Origin of the sequence: Streptomyces mangrovi (genome assembly GCF_900114215.1) — a bacterium.
Taxonomy (GTDB): domain Bacteria; phylum Actinomycetota; class Actinomycetes; order Streptomycetales; family Streptomycetaceae; genus Streptomyces; species Streptomyces barkulensis.
This window is the reverse complement of the sequence record NZ_FOSG01000010.1, coordinates 1-18,811: the sequence shown is the minus strand read 5'-3', so window position 1 is coordinate 18,811 and position 18,811 is coordinate 1. Positions and strand designations below refer to the sequence as shown.

The following is an 18,811-nucleotide window of genomic DNA, read 5'->3' as shown; positions in this document are numbered from 1 at the left end:
GCCCGAGCGGACGCTCAGTTCCCGGCCGGGGCCGGGCCGACCAGCTTCTCCAGCACGTCCTCCATGGTGACGAAGCCCAGCGGCTCGCCCCGGTCGCCGGTGACGGCGGCCAGGTGGGTACCGCCGGCGCGCATGGTGGTGAGGACGTCGTCCAGCGGGGTGCCGGCCCCGACACGTACGACGGTGCGCAGCGCCTCGGGCGGGAAGGGCCGGTCGCGGTGCACGACGCCGATGGCGTCCTTGACGTGCAGATATCCCAGCACCGCGCCGCCCGGGCCGGTGACCGGCAGCCGGGAGAAGCCGACCGTGGTGGCGGTCCGCTCCAGCTGGTCGGGGGTGACGGTGTGGCCGACGGTGTGCATCTCGGCCAGGGGCACCAGCACCTCGGAGGCCGGGCGGCTGCCCAGTTCCAGGGCCTCGCGCAGCCGCTCGTGACCGCCCGGTTCGATCAGTCCGGCCTCGCTGGCCTCCCGCGCCATGCGGGTGAGCTCGGCGTTGGTGAAGATCGAGGCGACCTCGCTCTTCGGTTCGACCCTGAGCAGGCGCAGCAGGGCGTTGGCGAAGGCGTTGATCCCGAAGATCACCGGCCGCAGGGCCCGGGTGAGGGCGACCAGCGGCGGCCCGAGCAGCAGGGCGGTGGGCACGGGGGCGGCCAGGGCGATGTTCTTGGGCACCATCTCGCCGATGAGCATGTGCAGATAGGTCGCCAGGGTCAGCGCGATGACGAAGGCGATCGGGTGGACCAGGGCGCCGGGGACGCCGACGGCCTCGAAGGGAGGCTCCAGCAGGTGCGCGATCGCCGGTTCGGCGACCGCGCCCAGCACCAGGGAGGAGGCGGTGATGCCCAGCTGGGCCGTGGCCATCATCGCCGACAGGTGCTCCAGGCCCCACAGGGTGGTGCGGGCCCGCCTGACGCCCTCCTCGGCGTGCGGCTCGATCTGGCTGCGGCGTACCGAGATCAGGGAGAACTCGGCGCCGACGAAGAAGGCGTTCACCAGGATCATCAGGGCGCCGATGGTCAGTTGCAGGGCGGTCATCGGGCGTCCTCCCGGTGGGTGCGGCCGGCCGCCCCGGCGGAGGCGGTCCGCGCGGGGGCGGTGATCCGTATGCGGTCGGCGCGGTGGTGCTCGACGTCGAGGACGCGCAGCTCCCAGCCGTCGATCCCGACGGTGTCGCCGGGTGCGGGGATACGCTCCAGGCGGGCGGCGATCAGGCCGGCGGCGGTCTCGTAGGGGCCCTCGGGGGCGGCCAGTCCGATCGCGGCCAGCACGTCCAGGCGGGCGCCGCCGTCGGCCTCCCAGCGTGCCCGGCCGTCGGGCGCGGGGGCGGTGGGGCGCAGGTCGGGCTCCTCCAGCGGGTCGTGCTCGTCGCGGACCTCGCCGACGACCTCCTCGACGATGTCCTCCACGGAGGCGACCCCGGCGGTGCCGCCGTACTCGTCGATGACGACGGCGATGGTGCGGCGGGTGCGCAGGCGCTCCAGCAACCGGTCCACCGGCAGGGTCTCGGGCACCAGCAGCGGTTCGCCGAGCAGTTCGGTGACGGGGGTGGTGGAGCGCCGGCCGGCCGGGAGGGCCAGGACGTCGCGGATGTGGACGGTGCCGATCACCTCGTCCAGGGTGTCCCGGTAGACGGGGAAGACCGACAGGCCGGTGGCCAGGGTGAGGTTCTCGGCGTCGGCGGCGGTGGCGTGCGCCTCCAGGGCGCGGACGTCCACGCGCGGGGTCATCACGTTCTCCGCGCTCAGCTCGCTCAGGTGGAGGGTGCGGACGAACAGTTCGGCGGAGTCCTCCTCGATCGCGCCCTCCCTGGCGGAGCGGCGGGCCAGGGAGACCAGTTCGTCCGGGCTGCGGGCGGAGGCCAGCTCCTCGGTGGGCTCCAGGCCGAAGCGGCGCACGAAGCGGTTCGCGGTGCCGTTCAGATGGCGGATGAAGGGCCCGAAGACGGCGGTGAAGCCGCGTTGTGGGCCGGCGACGACGCGGGCGACCGCCAGCGGGCTGGAGATGGCCCAGTTCTTGGGCACCAGTTCGCCGACCACCATCAGCACCACCGTGGAGACGGCCACGCCCAGCACGGTGGCCACCGTGGAGGCGGCGGATCCCAGTCCGGCGTCGCGCAGCGGTCCGCGCAGCAGCGCGGCCAGGGACGGTTCGGCGAGCATGCCGATGACCAGCGAGGTGACGGTGATGCCCAGCTGGGCGCCGGAGAGCTGGAGGGTGAGCTGCCGCACGGCCCTGAGCGCGCCCTCGGCGCCGCGCTCCCCCTGGCGCGCGGCGCGCTCCAGCTCGCCGCGCTCGACGGTGGTCAGGGAGAACTCGGCGGCCACGAAGACCGCGCAGGCCAGGACGAGGGCCAGGGCCGCCAGCAGGAGCAGGACTTCGATCACCGTGCCACCCCCGCCCCCGGGGTCGTCGCGGAGCGGCCGCGGGTGGCACGGCTGGTACTGGGAGGTTCGCCCATGGCGGGTGTGCTGCTCCTTCTGTGTCGGTTCGGGTCCGGGTACCTCGGGTCGGGCCGAGGCCTCCCGATGAAGTGTAAAGGATTGGCAAAGTGCCACCGTGGAGCCGGAACTCCGCCTCCCCCCTCGACGCCGCCCCCGCCCCGGGACCTCCAGGGAACCCCCGCGGCAGCGTGACGCCTTCCTGATTCTACGATTCTGTAGAAACATCGGAAGCGAGGACGCGGGGCGGGACCGAACCCCTACGATTTCCGTCCGACCGCGTCGGCGCGGCCCGACCTCTTCCCGACACCCGGAGTGTTCATGCCCCTGTGGAACCGCCTCGCGGAGTCCGCCCGGACGGCGCGGGGCCGGCTGGCGGCGAAGAGGAACACGCTGACGGGCGGCGCTTTCCGTGACGCGAGCATGGCGATGTGCGCGCTGGTCGCCGCGGCGGACGGGACGATCGACCCGGCCGAACGCCGCCGCGTCGCCCAGCTGATCGAGCACGACGAGGTGCTGCGGAGCTTCCCCGCCGGCGAACTGCGCGGCCGCTTCGAGAACTGGCTGGACCGGCTCACCACCGACTTCGACCTCAACCGGGCCGAGGCCCTGCGCGAGGTCGCCAAAGCCGCGCGCAGACCCTCCGAGGCCCGCGCCGTCGTCCGTATCGGCATAGCCGTCGGCGGGGCCGACGGCTATTTCGACGCGGCCGAGCTGGTGGTGGTCCGCGAGGTCTGCCACCTGCTCGACCTGCCGCTCCACGAGTTCGGACTCTGAGTGGCCCGCCGCACCCCCGGACGGCCGGCGCCGGGCCCGCCCCGGTCACCGGGAGCGGAGGCGCACTCCCGTCCCCCGGTGCGGGGAGGCCGCGGCGGGACGGGGCTCCGGCGACCAGGGCGGGAGCTGGTGGGGCCACCGCACATAGGTGAGCGGTGACGTGCCCGACCGGGGGACGACCACGCCGACGGGCCACACCCGCAGCGCGTAACTCCCGGTGTGGTCGGCGGCGGTGAGCCGGAACGACAGCCCCTCGGCGAGCCGTTCGGCCGCGGCCTCCTGCGACTCCTCGTCCGCGCACCACCGCCGCAGCTCGGCGGGTACGTCGGCGCTCCGCCCGGGCCGGTCCGGCACGCGGCCGAGCGTGCCGCGCCCCGCCCAGCGGGCCGTCACCGGGTCGGGGTCGAGCCCGTCGGCGATCCGGCGGGCCTGTCCGCGCAGCCACCGCAGCGCGAGACCGGCGCTGGGGCCGGTGTACCTGCCCAGCAGTACGGCGACGGGGGCACCGTCCACCGGCCCCTCGGCGGTGACGTCGGCCCGGTAGGCGCGTACGCACCCGTCCCACCGGCCCGGGCGGAGCACGGCCCGTGCCGGACCGGGCACGGCCGGGCGCGCACCGGGCCACGGCAGATGCCGCGCGGGCCCGGCGGGGCGGTCGGAGCGGACGGGGGGACTCGCGGGTTCGTTCGTCACGCCCCCACGGTGGCCTCGATAGCTCAGCGTGACAAGTCGTCACGCAGAGCGAACACGGTTGTTGTGTGCGGCGGGGGGTGGCGCGGCGCGCGACGCGCGCCGTCGCGCCGCGACTCCGCCGCCTCTCACCTCCCGAATCCGGCAACCCCGGCGCCCACAGCCCGGGATCCGCAGCCCGGCACCCGAGCTCCGCGGCCCGGCGGGCTCAGTCGCTCAGCTCCGGCTTGCCGAACAGCACGGCGTAGCCGGAGGGCAGTTGACTCAGAACCTGGTTGAGCTCGCCCCCGGAGATCGCCCCGGCGGTGGTGGACAGCACGGCGCTGGCGTCCCACTCCGCGGTCCTGGGCCGCGACCCGGTCCGCTCCCCCACCCGGCGGCAGAACTCCTCCACGCCGTACGTCTCGGGCCTCTCCGGGCTGCTCTCCATCAGGAAGTCTCCCAGCGGGCCGGGCAGCTGGGCGGCCAGGTCCTCGGTCTCCCCCGGGGTGATGCGGGAGGCGAGCACCTCCAGCACGGCCGTGGTCACCTCCTCGGCCTCCAGCCTGTTCTCGTACTCCCCCAGCTCGCGAACCCGGGCGAGGAACTCGTCGTACCTCATCGCCACCCCTCCTCGTCGGTCGGCGGACGTCACCTCGGCGGCCCGTTCCGCGTTCCACGGATCGCGCCGGCGAATCGCCCGGTGCGGGACATTCGCGCGGGGCCGGACATCGCGGGACCGCCCGGCGCGCCGGGCGCGGATCCGGTCGGACGGGCGAGGAGGGCCAGTTCGCGGGTGAGGGCGCCGGCCAGCGGCCGGGCCCCGCCGGGGAGGGTGTGGGTGACCGCGGTGAGGGTGTACGCGCCCGCGTAGTCGGTCAGGGCCAGGCAGACGGCCCCGGGGGCCAGTACGGGCGGCAGGGGGACGATCCGCTCCAGCGGCCGTCCGTCCAGGGACCACGGGCCGCGCGGCCAGCCGAAGGCCAGGCAGGTCACGGGGCAGAAGCCCGGCGAGCAGCTCAGCGAGGCCAGCAGGCGCACCGCCCAGGGGCCCAGCAGTGCGGCGGCCCCGACCGTGCGGCGGACGGTGTCCGCGCCGCCGTGGAGGGGGCCGAAGGCGGCCAGCGCGCCCCGGCAGGCCGCCAGCCGCTCCCCGGGGTCGGCGGCGGTCACGGGGAGCGGCACCCGCACCGCCGAGACGGCGGTGCCGAGCATCCGGTCCTCCCGCGGCGTGCGCAGGTCCACCGGGAAGGAGCCGTACAGCGGGCGCGGCGCGCCGGGCCAGCGGTCCGGGTCCCCGTGGACGGTGCGCAGGGCGCCCGCGGCGGCGGCCAGCAGCACCTCGTTGAGGGTGGCTCCCAGGCCGGGCAGGGCGCGGCGGGCGGCCCGTACCGCGTCCGCGTCCACCTCCGTCCAGGCCAGGTCCGGCCGCGGGCGGAGGCCCGGGGGCAGCGGCAGGGCCCGGCCGGACCCTGCGCCGGGCGCCGCGGGTGGGCGGGGGCGGTCCGGCCCGGCCGCCCCGAGCGCTCCCACCGCCCGCACGCCCGTGCCTCTGCGGACACCGCGCCCCGGGGTGCCGTCGAACAGGCGGCTGAGCAGGATCTCCAGGGACCGGCCGTCCAGCAGGGCGTGGTGGGCGGTCAGTACGACGGCGAACCGCCCCCGGTCCGCGCCCCGTACCAGCGTCAGCCGCCAGGGCGGCAGCCCGGCGGGCAGGGCGCGGGTGACGAGCCGGCCGAGCAGGGCGGTGAACGCGGCGCCGTCGCCACCGCCACTGCTGTCGGCGGTGTCGGCGGTGGCGACGGCGGTGTTGACGGCGGTGACGTGGCGGCGGACGTCGAACCGGTCGAGCGGCAGCCAGCGGTGTCCGCGCAGCCGGGCCGGCGGCGCGGGGGGCAGCAGCACCCGCCGCAGCCGGGGAAGGGCGCCCCAGCGCTCCGCGACCCGGGCCCGCAGCGCGTCCGCCCCCGGCGGTTCACCGGTGAACAGCGCCGCCATTCCGACCGTTTCGGGAACTCCCCGCGCACCGCAGTGGACTTCCTCCACCGGTGAAAGGGCGGTACTCGTCTCCATACGCCTTCTCGCTCACTCATCGAGAACTCGCGCAAACCTTCGACGGCACACCCGGAAAACACACGAGTCACCTGTCCGCGCCTCTTCTGATCCTGTGTCAGTATTCTGGCGGAACGCCCGGCGAGAAAAGGACCGACGCCCGTCCGGCCCCGGACGGCGCAGCGACCGGACCGGTGACCGGACCGGTGAGAGCGCGGCCGGGACAGTACCGCGGAAGCCGCCCGCCGCCGCGCCGAACCCGGTCCACGGACCCACCGGAGGGAATTCGGACCCGTTTCCCGCGAAATCACGGACGCCGGACTCCGGTAGCACAAGAACACGAACACCCATCGGAAAACCGACGCAACCCTCTCGACGCGAACTCCTCGGGGAACAGCATGGCGGATGTCTTCGGCAAAGAACGGTCGGCTCTCCACCGCCTGGCGGCGCAGAGCACCTCCCGGCCCTACTACCGCCCTCTCTCCCCCCGGGGCGCGGAGGTCGGAATCGACGGCCGCACGGTGGTCATGGCCGGGTGCAACGACTATCTGGGGCTGTCGGCCGACCCCCGGGTGACCGAGGCCGCCGCCCGCGCACTGCGCCGCTACGGCGTCTCCTGCTCCGGCTCGCGCGTGCTCAACGGCACGCTCGCGCTCCACGAGGAACTGGAGGGCCGGCTGGCCGCGTTCGTCGGTGGCGAGGCGGCGCTGGTGACCACCACCGGCTTCCAGGCCAACCTCGCGCTCGCCGCCCTGCTGGACGAGCGCGACGCCGTCTTCGCCGACATGTCCAACCACGCCTCGCTGGTGGACGCCGTCCGGCTCGGCGGCGCCGCCCACCACCGCTACCGCCACCGCGACCTCGGCCACCTCGGCCGTCTGCTGGCCGCCTCCGAGTCCGCCTCCGAGTCCGCCTCCGATCCCGGCCGCGGCCGCGGTCGTCTGATCGTCACCGACGGCATGTTCTCCATGGAGGGCGACCTGTGCCCGCTGCCGGGCATCGTGGAGCTGGCCCGGCGCCACGGCGCCCGGCTGGTGGTGGACGGCGCCCACGACATCGGCCTGCTGGGCGCCGGCGGACGCGGCGTGACCGAGCACTTCGGGCTGACCGGCGAGGTGGATCTGGTCACCGGGACGCTGTCGAAGTGCTTCGGCTCCGTCGGCGGGATGCTGATCGGCCCCGCCTCCGTCGTCGAGCACCTGCGCCACAGCGCCCGCTCCGTCCTCTTCTCGGCCGCGATGCCACCGCCCTCGGCGGCCGCCGCCCTGGCCTCGCTGGACATCATCGAGTCCGAACCCGAGCGCCGCCGACGGGTGTTCGGCCACGCCCGGCGGCTGCTCGCCGGGCTGCGGTCGCTGGGCTGGGACACCGGCGACTCGACCACCCCGGTGGTGCCGGTGTACGTGGGCGACTCGCGGCTGTGCCTGCGGGTGTGGCAGGAGCTGCTGGACGCCGGGGTGTTCACCAACGCCGTGGTGGCGCCGGCCGTGGCCCGCAACCGGGCGCTGATCCGGGTGACCCCCCAGGCGATCCACACCGACGACCACATCACCCGCGTCCTGGACGCCTTCGCCCGGGTACGGCGCGGACTGGGCCGGCTCCTGCCGGCGCCGGGCGGCCCGGGGCGCACCGAGGCGGTGGTGGCGTGACCGCCTCCCCCGCGCTCCCCGCACGCCCCGCGGGCGCCTCCCCCGTCGCCTCCGCGCCCCTGACCGTCCGTCCGGTGCGCGGGCGCGCGGACACCGCCGCCTTCGCCGCCCTCCCCCGCGCCCTGCACCGCGGCGACCCGTACCGGGTGCCGCCCGCCAGAAGCGATCAGCGCTCCCTGATCGACCGTCGGCGCAACCCGTTCTTCGAGGTCGGTACGGCCCAACTGTTCCTCGCCCGCCGGGGCCGGAAGACGGTCGGACGGATCGCCGCCGCCGTCGACTCCCGCTACCAGGCCCTCCACGACGCGCGCGGCGGCCTGTTCGGCCTCTTCGAGTGCGCCGACGACCCCGAAGCGGCCTCCGCCCTCTTCGACGCCGCCGCCGGCTGGCTGCGCGAACGCGGCCTGGAGACGATGCTCGGCCCGCTGGGCTTCTCCGTCCACGACGAGTGCGGAGTCCTCGTCGAGGGCTTCGACGGCCCGCCCACCGTGATGATGCCGTACAACCCCGCCTACTACCCCGCCCTGTACGCCGCCTGCGGGCTGGCCAAGGCCAAGGACCTGCTGTCCTGGCGCGTCCCCGTGCCGCCCGGCGGCGAGCCGCCCGGGGCCGCCGCCCGCGCGGCCCGCTGGGCGGCGGACGCGCCGGACGTACGGCTGCGGCACCTGGACCCCTGCCGACGGGAGGCGGACCTGGCGGTCGTCCGCGACATCTACACAGACGCCTGGTCCGGCAACTACGCCTCCGTACCCATGACCGGCCGCGAGTTCTCCCACGCGATGGACCGGCTGCGTCCGCTGGTACGGCCGGAGCTGGTGTGGTTCGCCGAGGTGCGCGGCGAACCGGTCGCCTTCACCTTCTGGCTGCCCGACGTCAACCAGGCGCTGCACGCCGTCCGCGACACACCCCTGGGGCAATCCCTGGGGCGGCCTCTGGGATGGCTGCGCACGGCCCGGGCCGTGCGGCGCATCGACCGGGCCCGGGTGATCCTCACCGGCGTCCGGGCCGCCCACCGCGCCCGCGGACTGACCGCCGCGCTGCTCGCCGAGGCCCAGCGGTCGGCCTTCCGCCTGGGCTATACCGAGAGCGAGTTCTCCTGGCTGCTGGAGGACAACCGCGACGCCAACCGCTACGCCCGGGCCTTCGGCGGCGTCCTCCACCGCAGGCACCGCCTCTACCGGCGCGACCTCGCGGACGGCAGCGGACTGCGCCCCGCCGCCCCGGTCTCGCCCCCGGCCTCGTCCACGCCCCTGCCCACGGCCGTACCCGCGCCCGCCGCCCCGCACGTCCCCGGAGCCCGCCGGTGAGATACCTGGTCACCGGCGCCACCGGCTTCGTCGGCACCCGTCTGGTGCGCCGGCTGCTGGACGAGGGCCACACCGTCGCCGCCCTGGTACGGGACCCCGCCCGGGCCCGGCTCCCGGCACCGGTGGAGCGACTGGACGGGGACCTCGCGGACGGCCGCGGCCTGCACCGGGCCGCCGCCTGGGGCGCCGACCGCGTGATCCACCTGGCCGGCGCCGTCAGGGCCCTCCGCCCGGACGGCTACGCCCCCGTCAACGCCGTCGGCACCCGCCGCCTGTGCGAGGCCCTGGCCGCGCTGCCGCGCCCGCCCCGGCTGGTCCACTGCTCCTCCCTGGCCGCCGCCGGGCCCTCCCCGCCCGGCCGGCCGCGCCGCGAGGACGATCCGCCCGCGCCGGTGTCGGCGTACGGCCGCAGCAAGCTCGCCGGCGAGGAGGCGCTGCGCGCCGTGGCCGGTGCCCTGCCCTGCACCGTCGTGCGCCCGCCGATCGTCTACGGCCCCGGCGACACCGACTTCCTGCCCGCGCTGCTCGCCGCCGTGCGCCACCGTGTGCTGCCCTTGTGCGGCTTCGGACCGCGCCGCTACTCGCTGATCCACGTCGACGACCTGTGCCGTCTGCTGCTCGCCGCGGCCGACCGCGGCGCGACCGTCGCCCCCGGTGAGGGCTCCCGCGGGATCTACCACGCCGGCGACGGCGCCGGGCACCGCGGGCAGGACCTCGCGGCGGCCGTGGCGGCGGTGACCGGCCACCGCCCGCCCGCCGCCGTCCCACTCCCCCTACCGGTGGCGTACGCCGCCGCCCGGTGCGCCGAGGCGGCGGCGCGGATCAGGGGGCGGCCGTCGGTGCTCTGCCACGACAAGGTCCGCGAACTGGCCCGCCCCGCCTGGATCTGCGGCCACGAACGGGCCGCCCGCGAGCTCGGCTTCACCCCCGCGGCCGTCTGGCCCGCGGGCCTCGCCGACGCCCTGCGCCCCGCACCCACGCCCGTGCCCGCACCCACTCCCGTGCCCGAGCCCGAGAGGAACCCGTCTTGACGACCCAGCCCCGCCCCACCCGGCCCCGCACCGGCCGGGCCGAACGGCTGCGGGCCTCCCCGCCCCTGTTCCGCTCCCCGTTCCTGGACCGCTTCACCCGCGTCCACCCGGCCGTGCCGGCCGTCCTGTACGGCCCCCCGGCCGTCCTGCTCGCCGCCCTGGCCGCGCCCCGCCTGGGCTGGGCGGCCCTGGCCGGCCACGTCCTGCTCGGCTACGCGCTGTGGACGCTGACGGAGTACTGGGTGCACCGGGCCCTCTTCCATCTGACCCCGCGCGGCGCGCGCGGCAGGCGGCTGCACTGGATGGTGCACGGCGTCCACCACGACCACCCCGGCGACCCGCGCCGCCTGGTCATGCCGCCGCTGGCCAGCCTGCTGCTGACCGGCCTCCCCTTCGCCGCCCTCCACCTGGCCCTGGACGGCGGCGCGGCCAACGCGGTGGCCGCAGGGTTCACCGCCGGATACGTCCTCTACGACGAGCTGCACTTCCTCCTGCACCGCCCCGGCCCGCCCACCGCGCTCGGACGCCGGCTGCGCAGGCACCACCTGCGCCACCACTTCCAGGACGACAGCCGCGGCTTCGGAGTGAGCTGCCCCTACTGGGACCACGTCTTCGGTACCGCCCCGGAGCCCACGGCGGCGGACGGGGCGGCGCGCTGAGCACACCGGGCCCGCGCCCGGCGGCGGACGCGGGCCCGGAACGCGGGCCGGAACGGGGACCGGGAGCCGGTCGGCTCAGACGGCCCGGAGCACCACGGACACGTTGTGGCCGCCGAACCCGAAGGAATTGCTGACGGCCACACCGACGCGCTGCTCGCGCACCGCCTTGGTCACCAGATCGATGTCGAACTCCGGCGCGGGCGCGTCGGTGTTGGCCGTCGGCGGCACGGCGGACCGCTCGATGCTCAAGGCCGTGAGCACCGCCTCCACCGCGCCCGCGGCGCCCAGTGAGTGTCCCAGGACGCCCTTGGCCGACGTCACGCTCGGGCCGTGCCCGAAGACCCTGGCGATCATGCTCGCCTCGGCCGCGTCACCCAGCGGGGTGGAGGTGGCGTGCGCGTTGACGTGGTCGACGTCCCGCGGCTCCAGGCCCGCGTCCGCCAGCGCCGCGGTCACCGCCAGCTCCGCGAACCGGCCCTCGGGGTGCGGCGCGGTGGGGTGGAGCGCGTCGGTGCTGGTGCCGCAGCCGGCCAGCAGGGCGCGCGGGCGCACACCACGCGCCCGCGCGTCCGCCAGCCGCTCCAGCACCAGGACGGCCGCGGCCTCGGCCATCACGAACCCGTCGCTGTCCGCCGCGAACGGCCGTGAGGCCGCCGCCGGATCGCCGGTGCGCGACGACAGCGCCCCGGCCCGCTGGAACCCGGCCACCACCAGGGGCGTGACCGCGGCCTCCGTACCGCCCGCCAGGACGACGTCGCACAGACCGGCGGCCAGCCAGTCGCGGGCCACCGCCAGCGCGCTGGCCCCCGAGGCGCAGGCGGTGGAGACCGCCATGCTCGGGCCGCGCGCCCCCAGCGCGAGCGCGACCTCGCCGGCCGCCATGTTCGGCAGCAGCCTCGGGATGACCACCGGCGACACCGCCTCGGGACCCTCCCGCCGCATCCGGCCGAACTCCGCCTCCCAGGTGCCGGCACCGCCCAGACTGCACCCGACGGCCGTGCCCATCCGGGCCCCGTCCCAGGAGGACGGATCCAGCCGCGCGTCCCGCAGCGCCTCGTCGGCCGCCGCCAGCGCGATCCGGGTGAAGCGGTCCTGCCGCCACAACTGCCGCCGGCGCCTCCGGTCGGCGACCTCCACCTCGGGGACGCGGCAGCTGAAGTCGACCGGCAGACCGGCCAGTTCGCCGTCCTGGGAGGCCGTGGGCTCGGCGGCGCGGACCCGGTGCCAGGTCTCCTCCACCCCGGCTCCGGCCGGGGTGACCGCCCCCAGGCCGGTCACCGCGATGTCGGGGCGGGTCACCGCGGAGCCGCCGCCGTACCCGCGCCCCACGCGGCCTCGACCGCGTCGGCGATCTCCCCCAGCGTGGTGTCCAGGGTGATCTGGTCGTCCGCGAACGGCACACCGGTGCTCTCCCGCAGGGTCAGGGCGAACTCGACCCGCCCCAACGAGTCCAGGTCGATCTCCTCCAGCGTGGCACCGGGTGACAGCTCGCCCTCGGTGAACTGGAACTTGCCGACCAGGATGTCCGCAACGACGCCGTATGCCTTGCCCATCGGGCCTCCTCGCGCGCTCAACTCGGACCGGCCGGAACCGGCCCCCTTCCGCGCCCCATCCTTGTGGCTCGGCACGGCCGGGCCGGGAACGGAGCGGCCCGGTAAGCGCATTTCACCCGTACGAGGCAGCGAGCCGCGCCCCGCCGCACACGGACTCGGCCCCGGCCCCTCCGTTTCGCCGGAGGAACCGGGGCCGTGGTGTTGCTTCCGCGCCCGCGGGCGCGGTTCGGGCGAGGCGGGAGTTACCGCTGCCCGCCGCCGCTGTTCTGGCCGCCCTTGCGGCCGGCCTCGGAGGCCTTCTCACGGTCGTTGGCGAAGTTACCGCCGCTCTCGTGACCACCCTGGCGGCCCGCCTCCGCGGCACGCTGCGGGTCGTTGGCGAAGTTGCCGCCGCTCTCGTGACCACCCTGGCGGCCCGCCTCCGCGGCACGCTGCGGGTCGTTGGCGAAGTTGCCACCGCTCTCGTGACCACCCTGGCGGCCGGCCTCGGAGGCCTTCTCACGGTCGTTGGCGAAGTTACCGGGGTTGTTGGAGTTGCTGGACGCAGCCATGACTGCTCCCTTCACTCGTTGTCTTGCAGGTCCCTTCGCAACATCGGGTGCCCGACCCATCTGGGAGTAATCACCGCAAACAACGTTAAATGTGGTCGTTTTCAGGGTTGCCGCCTCCCACATGCCGTCAACTCCCCTGCGACACACGGGATCCGGGGTTCCGTGGTGAGCGACGGCCGAAACCGGTGCGCGGCATCCGTTGGAACACCGGCCCTCCCCAAGCACCTTGCTAGGCTCGCCCGCCCATGGACACCGACACCGGGGACGGCGCTCTGATCGCCGTCCCGCCGGGGCGGGTGACGCTGTCGGACCGCCGCACACAACGCAGTTGGCCGGTCGACCTCGCGCCCTACCGGATCGCGGCCCTTCCCGTCACCCGGGCCCGGTACGCGCAGGTCACCGGCTCGCCGCCCGAGGCCGCGCACGGCGGCCGGCTGCCCGTCGAGGGCGTCTCCTGGCTGGAGGCGGTCCGGTTCTGCAACACCCTGTCCCTGCACGAGGGGCTGGCTCCCGCTTACCGCCTCCCCCCGGACGACGGCGACGGCGACGGCGGGTACGGCGACGGCACGGGCGTCGAATGGGACGAGCGCGCCGACGGGTACCGGCTGCCGACCGAGGCCGAGTGGGAGTACGCCTGCCGCGCGGGCACGACCGGCCCGCGCTACGGCCCGCTGGACGAGATCGCCTGGCACCGCGGCAACTCCGGCGAGCGCGTCCGCGCCGTGGGCGGCAGGCGGCCCAACGACTGGGGCCTGTACGACATGCTCGGCAACGTCTGGGAGTGGTGCTGGGACCGCTACGACCCCGAGGTCTACGGTGCCTACCGGGTGCTGCGCGGCGGCGGGTGGTTCGACGAGCCCTGGAGCTGCCGGGCCTCGGTGCGCCGCCGCAGCCACCCGACCCTGCGGATCGACGACGTGGGCTTCCGCCTCGTCCGCTCCCTCCCTCGCTGACGTCGGCCCGGGTCGGACAGGGCGGTACTACAAACCGCTTGGCACACTTTTCTTTCGAGTAGCGGAGCGGCGGAGACCCGGGCCACCCGGCGCGGGTGTTAGCGTCCGAGCACATGGACGACAACGTGTACACGGGCAGCGCCGGGCCGGACGCGGCGCTGGACCGGGGCTGGCTGCTGGGCCACTTCAAGGACGCGGGCGACCTCCGGCACAGCGAGGCGCTGGAGATCAAGTGGGGCGTCCACCCGCGCGGCGAGCGGCGGCGGCAGTGGGTGCGCGGCGAGGAGCGCACCACCTTCCAGATCCTGGTCGAGGGCCGCTTCCGCGTCGAGTTCCCCGGCCGCGGCGTCGTCCTGGCCGAGCGGGGCGACTATGTCGTGTGGGGCCGGGGCGTGGACCACTCCTGGGTCGCCGAGGAGGACTCGACGCTGCTGACGGTCCGCTGGCCCTCCGTCCCCGGCTACGCGCTGCCGCCGACGCAGGAGTGAGGCCGGAACACCACCCGGCCGCCGCCCGGCCCCCTCCTGGCCCGGCCCGCGCCCGCGGACCTCAGTGGAGCACGGAGAGCCCGGCCGCGTCGAAGGAACTCAGGTCACCGAAGCGGCCGGCCAGCACCTTCGCCGCCCACTCCGGGTCGCCGAGCAGGGAGCGGCCGACCGCCACGAGGTCGAACTCGTCGCGCTCCAGCCTCTCCAGCAGGGCGTCGATGTCCGTGAGGTTCCCGTCCGCTCCCTGGAACGCGGCGAAGAACTCGTTGTCCAGGCCGACCGAACCGACGGTGATGGTGGGGCGGCCGGTCAGCTTCTTCGCCCAGCCCGCCAGGTTGAGGTCGGACCCCTCGAACTCCGGCAGCCAGTAGCGGCGCGTGGAGCAGTGGAAGACATCCGCCCCCGCCTCGGCCAGCGGGGTCAGGACGGCCTCCAGCTCCTCGGGCGTCTCGGCGAGTCTGGCCCGGTAGTGGCCCGCCTTCCACTGGGAGGTGCGGAAGCTGATCGGGAAGTGCGGGGAGACGGCCTCGCGGCAGGCCGCCACGATCTCCGCGGCGAAGCGGACGCGGGAGGCGAGGTCGCCGCCGTAGGCGTCGGTGCGCCGGTTGGTGTGCGACCACAGGAACTGGTCGACCAGATAGCCGTGGGCGCCGTGGATCTCGACGCCGTCGAAGCCGCGGGCCTCGGCCGCGGCGGCTCCGGCCGCGAACGCGGCGATCACGTCGTCGATGTCGGAGTGTGTCATCGCGTGCCCGGTCCCGTCGCCCTCCAGGGGGATGCCCGAGGGACCCGTGCGCGGGGCGTCGGGGAACGGCGGAGCCCCGGCGTCGCGCACCATGCCCACGTGCCACAGCTGCGGCATGACCGCCCCACCCGCGCGGTGGACCGCGTCGGCCACCCTCTCCCAGCCCGCGAGCGCGTCCTCGCCGTGGAATCGGGGCACCCGGTCGCTGGTGCCGGCCGACGGGTGGTCGACGTAGGTGCCCTCGGTGACGATCAGGCCCACCTCGGCGGCGGCCCGGCGGGCGTAGTACTCGGCCACGTCCGGGCCGGGGACGCCACCGGGCGAGAACTGGCGGGTCATCGGCGCCATCACGACGCGGTTGCGGAGGGTGAGGCCGCCCAGGGAGAAGGGGCGGCCGAGGGTGTTCCGGGCGCGCGCGGACGGGCTGTCGTCGGTCATGGGGATACGCCTTCGGTCGTCGGAAGGCCGCGTCCGGGTGGGGCGCGGCACGGTCCGTGCAACCGATGCCGCCCCCCGGTCGATTCCCTTGGCCGGGAGGGGTTTTCGGACATCCGCGGACGGGGTCCGGCCGACGGGTGGCGGGCGGGCGGTCAGCGGGCGGTTATGACCAGCGCCGCGCTGTCGTCCTCGCTGGGGGCCGCGTCGTCCGAGAACCGGTCGACGGAGGCGACCACCTCGTCGAGGAGTTCCCGGGCGCCCGCGCCGTCGTCGCGGCCGGCGCGGGCGAGGGCGGCGGCCAGGCCGTCCTCGCCGAGGAACCGGCCGTCGGCCGAGCGGGCCTCGGTGAAGCCGTCGGTGACCAGGAACAGGGTCTCCTCCGGCCGCAGGGTCAGCCGTACCGTGCGGACGGCCGGGTCGGGGACGATGCCCAGCAGCATGCCCCCGGCCGTGATCTCCTCCACCCGCCGGCCGCCGCGCCGCACCAGGGGCGGTACGTGGCCGGCCCGGACGAGTTCGACCTCCAGCCCGTCCTTGCCCGGTGTCATCCGGCCGTAGACGAGGGTGACGAAGGCGCTGCCGTGCCGGACGCCCTCCAGCAGGGCGGTGTTGACCTCCGCGACGGTCCGGGCCGGATCGTCGACGAGCCGGGCGACGGCGCGGACGGTGTGGCGGACCAGCCCGGTGACGGTGGCGGCCGACGCCCCGCGCCCGCACACGTCACCGATCATGAAGGCCCAGCGGCCGCCGCCCAGCGGGAAGACGTCGTAGAAGTCGCCTCCGACGTCCAGCCCCTCACCGGCCGGCCGGTAGCAGGTGGCGACCTCGGCCCCGGGGACGGCGGGCGGCTCTGGCAGCAGCAGACCGGCCTGGAGATCCCGGGCCAGCTCGACGCGCTCGGTGTACTGGCGCGCGTTGTGGGCGATGACGGCGGTGCGGCGGGCCAGTTCCTCGGCGAGGGCCACGGTGCGCCCCTGGAGGGGGCGGTCCCCGGTGAACAGCAGGGTCAGCACGGCGAAGGGGCCCCCTCGCCAGCTCAGCGGTACGCACACGTAGCCGGTGACGCCCAGCTCCCGCCAGGGCCCCGGGGACGGCGGGAAGCGGCGGGCGACCTCCGTCACCCCGGTGGCCAGCACCCGGGCGACCGTCTCGCCGTCCGGGCGGAGCGCGGTCCGCCCGGCCTCCCGCGCCCACCGCCCGCCGCGGTCCCCGGCGTCGAACGCGGCGACCCTTCTCAGCCGTCCGCCGTCGAGCACGTCCACCGCGCTCATCGGCGCCAGCGCCGGGACACTCAGCTCGGCCAGCCGGCGCAGGCTGTCGTCGAAGTCCAGGTCGCGGCCGATGCGGGTGCTGGCCTCCAGGACGAAGGCGAGGTCCTGCCGGGCGGCCCGCTCCTCGGCCTCGGCCCGCTCGCGGGCCTGCTTGGTCTGGTGGCGCTCCACCGCCAGGGCGGCGGTACGGGCGAAGGCGGCGGCCAGGGCCAGGTCGGCCTCGCGGGGCATGAGCGGGATCCGGTGGTACATCGCGAAGGTGCCCAGCAGCCCTCCGTCCGTCCCGGTGATCGGGGTGGACCAGCAGGCGGCCAGCCCCGCCCGCAGGGCCGGCTCGCGGAACTCCTCCCAGTACGGGTGGGTGGCGATGTCGGCGACGACGACCGTCTCGCGGCGGTGGGCCGCGGTGCCGCAGGAGCCGACGCCCTCGCCCGTGGCGATGCCGTCGATGGCGCGGTTGTAGAAGTCCGGCAGGCTCGGCGCGGCGCCGTGCCGCAGATGGCGTCCGTCGGCGTCGGCGAGGAGCACCGAGACCAGGACTCCGGGGTCGAGCTCCTCGATGGCGGCGGTCATGGCGCGCAGAACGTCCCCTATGGGCGCGTCCAGGGCGATCTGCTCCAGCAGGACGCGCTGTTCGGCAGCGAGCTGCCGGGCCTGCCGGACGGCGGTGGTGTCCACGCCCAGGGCGGTGACGCCCACCACCCGGCCGCCCGGCTCCCGGCGCGGTTCGTAGGTGAAGTCGTAGTACGCCTCGTTCATCGCCTCCGGCGGGCCCAGCAGGACCCTGGCGTCCTGGGCGGTGTAGGGGCGGCCGGTGCGGTAGACACCGTCGAGCAGGTCCATGATCCCCTGCTCGGCGAGTTCGGGGGCCAGCTCGGACAAGGGGACGCCGGTGGCCTCCTCGCGGCCCAGCGCCCGGAAGAAGGCGGGGTTGGCCGTCTCCACGACGTGGCGCGGACCCGACAGTTCGGCGAAGACGGCGTCGGAGGCGCGGAACAGACCGCGCGTGTCGTCGGCGGTGGGCGGGCCGGGACGCGCCCCGCCCACCGGCGCCGCGGCGGCCCCGAACGGTACGGCGGTCGTCCGCGTCACCTGTCCCTTCATCGGCGTTCCCCACTTCGCTGTGAGCCCCGGCCCACTCGTCCCGGCCGGGCCCTGCCGGCCTCTGCCGGCTCCTGGCGCGGGGCCGGGTCCGGCCCGGGCCCGGCCGCCTCGAACGGGCGGTACTTCGATGCTCCGGCACGAGGTGCGGTAAGTCCAGCAAATGCCGAAGGCCCTCGGCCGTCCGCGCCGCGCGCCCGCGCCCGTTCGGGCGGACCGGCTGCTACGCGGCCCTGCCCCTGTCGTCCCGGTCCTCGTCGAGGATCTCGGCGTCCACCACGTCCTCGTCCGCGCCGCCGGCCCTGGCATCTTCCGCACCGGCTCCGGCGCCGGCCTCGGCGCCGCCCGCGGCCTGCCGGCCCTGGGCGTCGGCGTACAGGGCCTGGCCCAGCTTCTGACTGGTGGCCGCGACCTTCTCGGAGGCCTCGCGGATGGCCGCCGTGCTGTCGCCCTCGGCGGACTCTCCCTTGAGCTTCTCCTTCAGGTCCGCCACCGACGCCTCGACCTCACTCTTCACATCACCGGGCACCTTGTCGGCGTTGTCCGCCAGGAACTTCTCGGTGGTGTAGACGAGCTGCTCGGCCTGGTTGCGGGTCTCGGCCGCCTCCCGCCGCCGGTGGTCCTCCTCCGCGTACTGCTCGGCCTCCCGCATCATCCGCTCGATGTCGTCCTTGGGCAGCGCCGAGCCGCCGGTGACGGTCATCCGCTGCTCCTTGCCGGTGCCCAGGTCCTTGGCGGAGACGTGCATGATGCCGTTGGCGTCGATGTCGAAGGTGACCTCGATCTGCGGCACTCCGCGCGGCGCCGGCGGCAGCCCGGTCAGCTCGAACATGCCCAGCTTCTTGTTGTACGCGGCGATCTCCCGCTCGCCCTGGTACACCTGGATCTGCACGCTGGGCTGGTTGTCCTCGGCGGTGGTGAAGATCTCCGAGCGCTTGGTCGGGATCGTGGTGTTGCGCTCGATCAGCTTGGTCATGATGCCGCCCTTGGTCTCGATGCCCAGGGACAGCGGGGTGACGTCCAGCAGCAGGACGTCCTTGACCTCGCCCTTGAGGACACCGGCCTGCAGCGAGGCGCCGATGGCCACCACCTCGTCGGGGTTGACGCCCTTGTTCGCCTCCTTGCCG

18 protein-coding genes are annotated in these 18,811 nt (G+C 75.4%); 7 read left to right on the top strand and 11 right to left on the bottom strand.

Annotated features, from left to right (window positions below; translation table 11 throughout):
- Positions 1 to 14: 14 nt before the first annotated feature.
- Both BM237_RS15600 and BM237_RS15595 read right to left on the bottom strand, forming a co-directional pair.
- The gene (locus tag BM237_RS15600; protein ID WP_093850272.1) at positions 15 to 1,037 is read right to left on the bottom strand and encodes a hemolysin family protein; all 1,023 of its coding nucleotides are present in this window, start codon (positions 1,035 to 1,037) and stop codon (positions 15 to 17) included.
- Complete coding sequence (locus BM237_RS15595) at positions 1,034 to 2,386, bottom strand: hemolysin family protein (RefSeq protein ID WP_093850271.1); 1,353 nt, start codon at positions 2,384 to 2,386, stop codon at positions 1,034 to 1,036. The genes BM237_RS15600 and BM237_RS15595 overlap by 4 nt, the downstream gene beginning before the upstream one ends.
- A 375-nt stretch (positions 2,387 to 2,761) precedes the next feature.
- Between BM237_RS15595 and BM237_RS15590 the strand changes: the two genes are divergently transcribed.
- Positions 2,762 to 3,217 carry a tellurite resistance TerB family protein gene (locus BM237_RS15590; RefSeq protein ID WP_093850270.1) on the top strand — a complete coding sequence of 152 codons (456 nt, stop codon included), beginning with the start codon at positions 2,762 to 2,764 and terminating at the stop codon, positions 3,215 to 3,217.
- A 45-nt stretch (positions 3,218 to 3,262) separates the two neighbouring features.
- Here BM237_RS15590 and BM237_RS15585 read toward each other — a convergent pair whose 3' ends face one another.
- The 3 genes from BM237_RS15585 to BM237_RS15575 form a co-directional block, all read right to left on the bottom strand.
- Positions 3,263 to 3,910, bottom strand: a complete 648-nt coding sequence (locus BM237_RS15585) for a hypothetical protein (RefSeq protein WP_093850269.1) — start codon at positions 3,908 to 3,910, stop codon at positions 3,263 to 3,265.
- Between the two features lie 205 nt (positions 3,911 to 4,115).
- Positions 4,116 to 4,508, bottom strand: a complete 393-nt coding sequence (locus BM237_RS15580; RefSeq protein WP_093850268.1) for a DUF2267 domain-containing protein — start codon at positions 4,506 to 4,508, stop codon at positions 4,116 to 4,118.
- A gap of 29 nt (positions 4,509 to 4,537) precedes the next feature.
- On the bottom strand, positions 4,538 to 5,884 hold the full coding sequence (locus tag BM237_RS15575) for a wax ester/triacylglycerol synthase domain-containing protein (RefSeq protein WP_175541026.1): 1,347 nt from the start codon (positions 5,882 to 5,884) through the stop codon (positions 4,538 to 4,540).
- A gap of 452 nt (positions 5,885 to 6,336) precedes the next feature.
- On the opposite strand from BM237_RS15575, the gene BM237_RS15570 reads away from it, so the two are divergent.
- From BM237_RS15570 to BM237_RS15555, 4 genes are read left to right on the top strand one after another with little or no spacing between them, the layout of a single operon-like run.
- Positions 6,337 to 7,587 carry an aminotransferase class I/II-fold pyridoxal phosphate-dependent enzyme gene (locus BM237_RS15570; protein ID WP_093850266.1) on the top strand — a complete coding sequence of 417 codons (1,251 nt, stop codon included), beginning with the start codon at positions 6,337 to 6,339 and terminating at the stop codon, positions 7,585 to 7,587.
- Positions 7,584 to 8,894: a GNAT family protein gene (locus BM237_RS15565; RefSeq protein WP_093850265.1), complete on the top strand. Its 1,311-nt coding sequence runs from the start codon at positions 7,584 to 7,586 to the stop codon at positions 8,892 to 8,894. Before BM237_RS15570 ends, BM237_RS15565 begins: the two co-directional genes overlap by 4 nt.
- Positions 8,891 to 9,925: an NAD-dependent epimerase/dehydratase family protein gene (locus BM237_RS15560; protein WP_093850264.1), complete on the top strand. Its 1,035-nt coding sequence runs from the start codon at positions 8,891 to 8,893 to the stop codon at positions 9,923 to 9,925. The genes BM237_RS15565 and BM237_RS15560 overlap by 4 nt, the downstream gene beginning before the upstream one ends.
- Positions 9,922 to 10,584: a sterol desaturase family protein gene (locus BM237_RS15555; RefSeq protein ID WP_093850263.1), complete on the top strand. Its 663-nt coding sequence runs from the start codon at positions 9,922 to 9,924 to the stop codon at positions 10,582 to 10,584. The genes BM237_RS15560 and BM237_RS15555 overlap by 4 nt, the downstream gene beginning before the upstream one ends.
- 75 nt (positions 10,585 to 10,659) lie before the next feature.
- On the opposite strand, the gene BM237_RS15550 is transcribed toward BM237_RS15555, so the two are convergent.
- The 3 genes from BM237_RS15550 to BM237_RS30440 all read right to left on the bottom strand — a co-directional run bounded on the left by BM237_RS15550 (position 10,660) and on the right by BM237_RS30440 (position 12,688).
- Positions 10,660 to 11,883, bottom strand: a complete 1,224-nt coding sequence (locus BM237_RS15550) for a beta-ketoacyl-[acyl-carrier-protein] synthase family protein (protein WP_093850432.1) — start codon at positions 11,881 to 11,883, stop codon at positions 10,660 to 10,662.
- Positions 11,880 to 12,137, bottom strand: coding sequence for an acyl carrier protein (locus tag BM237_RS15545; protein WP_175541025.1), 258 nt, complete (start codon positions 12,135 to 12,137; stop codon positions 11,880 to 11,882). Before BM237_RS15545 ends, BM237_RS15550 begins: the two co-directional genes overlap by 4 nt.
- Positions 12,138 to 12,379: 242 nt before the next feature.
- Positions 12,380 to 12,688, bottom strand: coding sequence for a con-10 family general stress protein (locus BM237_RS30440; RefSeq protein WP_093850261.1), 309 nt, complete (start codon positions 12,686 to 12,688; stop codon positions 12,380 to 12,382).
- Positions 12,689 to 12,933: 245 nt separating this feature from the next.
- On the opposite strand from BM237_RS30440, the gene BM237_RS15535 reads away from it, so the two are divergent.
- Together BM237_RS15535 and BM237_RS15530 are read left to right on the top strand one after the other, a co-directional pair.
- On the top strand, positions 12,934 to 13,641 hold the full coding sequence (locus BM237_RS15535; protein ID WP_093850260.1) for a formylglycine-generating enzyme family protein: 708 nt from the start codon (positions 12,934 to 12,936) through the stop codon (positions 13,639 to 13,641).
- 113 nt (positions 13,642 to 13,754) lie between these two features.
- The gene (locus tag BM237_RS15530; protein WP_093850259.1) at positions 13,755 to 14,129 is read left to right on the top strand and encodes a cupin domain-containing protein; all 375 of its coding nucleotides are present in this window, start codon (positions 13,755 to 13,757) and stop codon (positions 14,127 to 14,129) included.
- 61 nt (positions 14,130 to 14,190) lie between these two features.
- Here the strand turns inward: BM237_RS15530 and BM237_RS15525 are convergent, their stop codons facing one another.
- The 3 genes from BM237_RS15525 to BM237_RS15515 all read right to left on the bottom strand — a co-directional run.
- Positions 14,191 to 15,312 carry an NADH:flavin oxidoreductase gene (locus BM237_RS15525; RefSeq protein WP_093850258.1) on the bottom strand — a complete coding sequence of 374 codons (1,122 nt, stop codon included), beginning with the start codon at positions 15,310 to 15,312 and terminating at the stop codon, positions 14,191 to 14,193.
- Between the two features lie 152 nt (positions 15,313 to 15,464).
- Positions 15,465 to 17,675: a SpoIIE family protein phosphatase gene (locus BM237_RS15520; protein ID WP_245793649.1), complete on the bottom strand. Its 2,211-nt coding sequence runs from the start codon at positions 17,673 to 17,675 to the stop codon at positions 15,465 to 15,467.
- 232 nt (positions 17,676 to 17,907) lie between these two features.
- Positions 17,908 to 18,811: Hsp70 family protein (locus BM237_RS15515; RefSeq protein ID WP_175541024.1), on the bottom strand; the 904-nt coding region annotated here is incomplete at its 5' end.

What these genes read in the sequence shown, in the direction of transcription:
- BM237_RS15575 (WP_175541026.1), bottom strand. Translation starts at nt 5,884, where the DNA reads ATGGCGGCGCTGTTCACCGGTGAACCGCCGGGGGCGGACGCGCTGCGG.
- BM237_RS30440 (WP_093850261.1), bottom strand. Translation starts at nt 12,688, where the DNA reads ATGGCTGCGTCCAGCAACTCCAACAACCCCGGTAACTTCGCCAACGAC.
- BM237_RS15600 (WP_093850272.1), bottom strand. Translation starts at nt 1,037, where the DNA reads ATGACCGCCCTGCAACTGACCATCGGCGCCCTGATGATCCTGGTGAAC.
- BM237_RS15535 (WP_093850260.1), top strand. Translation starts at nt 12,934, where the DNA reads ATGGACACCGACACCGGGGACGGCGCTCTGATCGCCGTCCCGCCGGGG.
- BM237_RS15580 (WP_093850268.1), bottom strand. Translation starts at nt 4,508, where the DNA reads ATGAGGTACGACGAGTTCCTCGCCCGGGTTCGCGAGCTGGGGGAGTAC.
- BM237_RS15590 (WP_093850270.1), top strand. Translation starts at nt 2,762, where the DNA reads ATGCCCCTGTGGAACCGCCTCGCGGAGTCCGCCCGGACGGCGCGGGGC.
- BM237_RS15530 (WP_093850259.1), top strand. Translation starts at nt 13,755, where the DNA reads ATGGACGACAACGTGTACACGGGCAGCGCCGGGCCGGACGCGGCGCTG.
- BM237_RS15570 (WP_093850266.1), top strand. Translation starts at nt 6,337, where the DNA reads ATGGCGGATGTCTTCGGCAAAGAACGGTCGGCTCTCCACCGCCTGGCG.
- BM237_RS15525 (WP_093850258.1), bottom strand. Translation starts at nt 15,312, where the DNA reads ATGACCGACGACAGCCCGTCCGCGCGCGCCCGGAACACCCTCGGCCGC.
- BM237_RS15545 (WP_175541025.1), bottom strand. Translation starts at nt 12,137, where the DNA reads ATGGGCAAGGCATACGGCGTCGTTGCGGACATCCTGGTCGGCAAGTTC.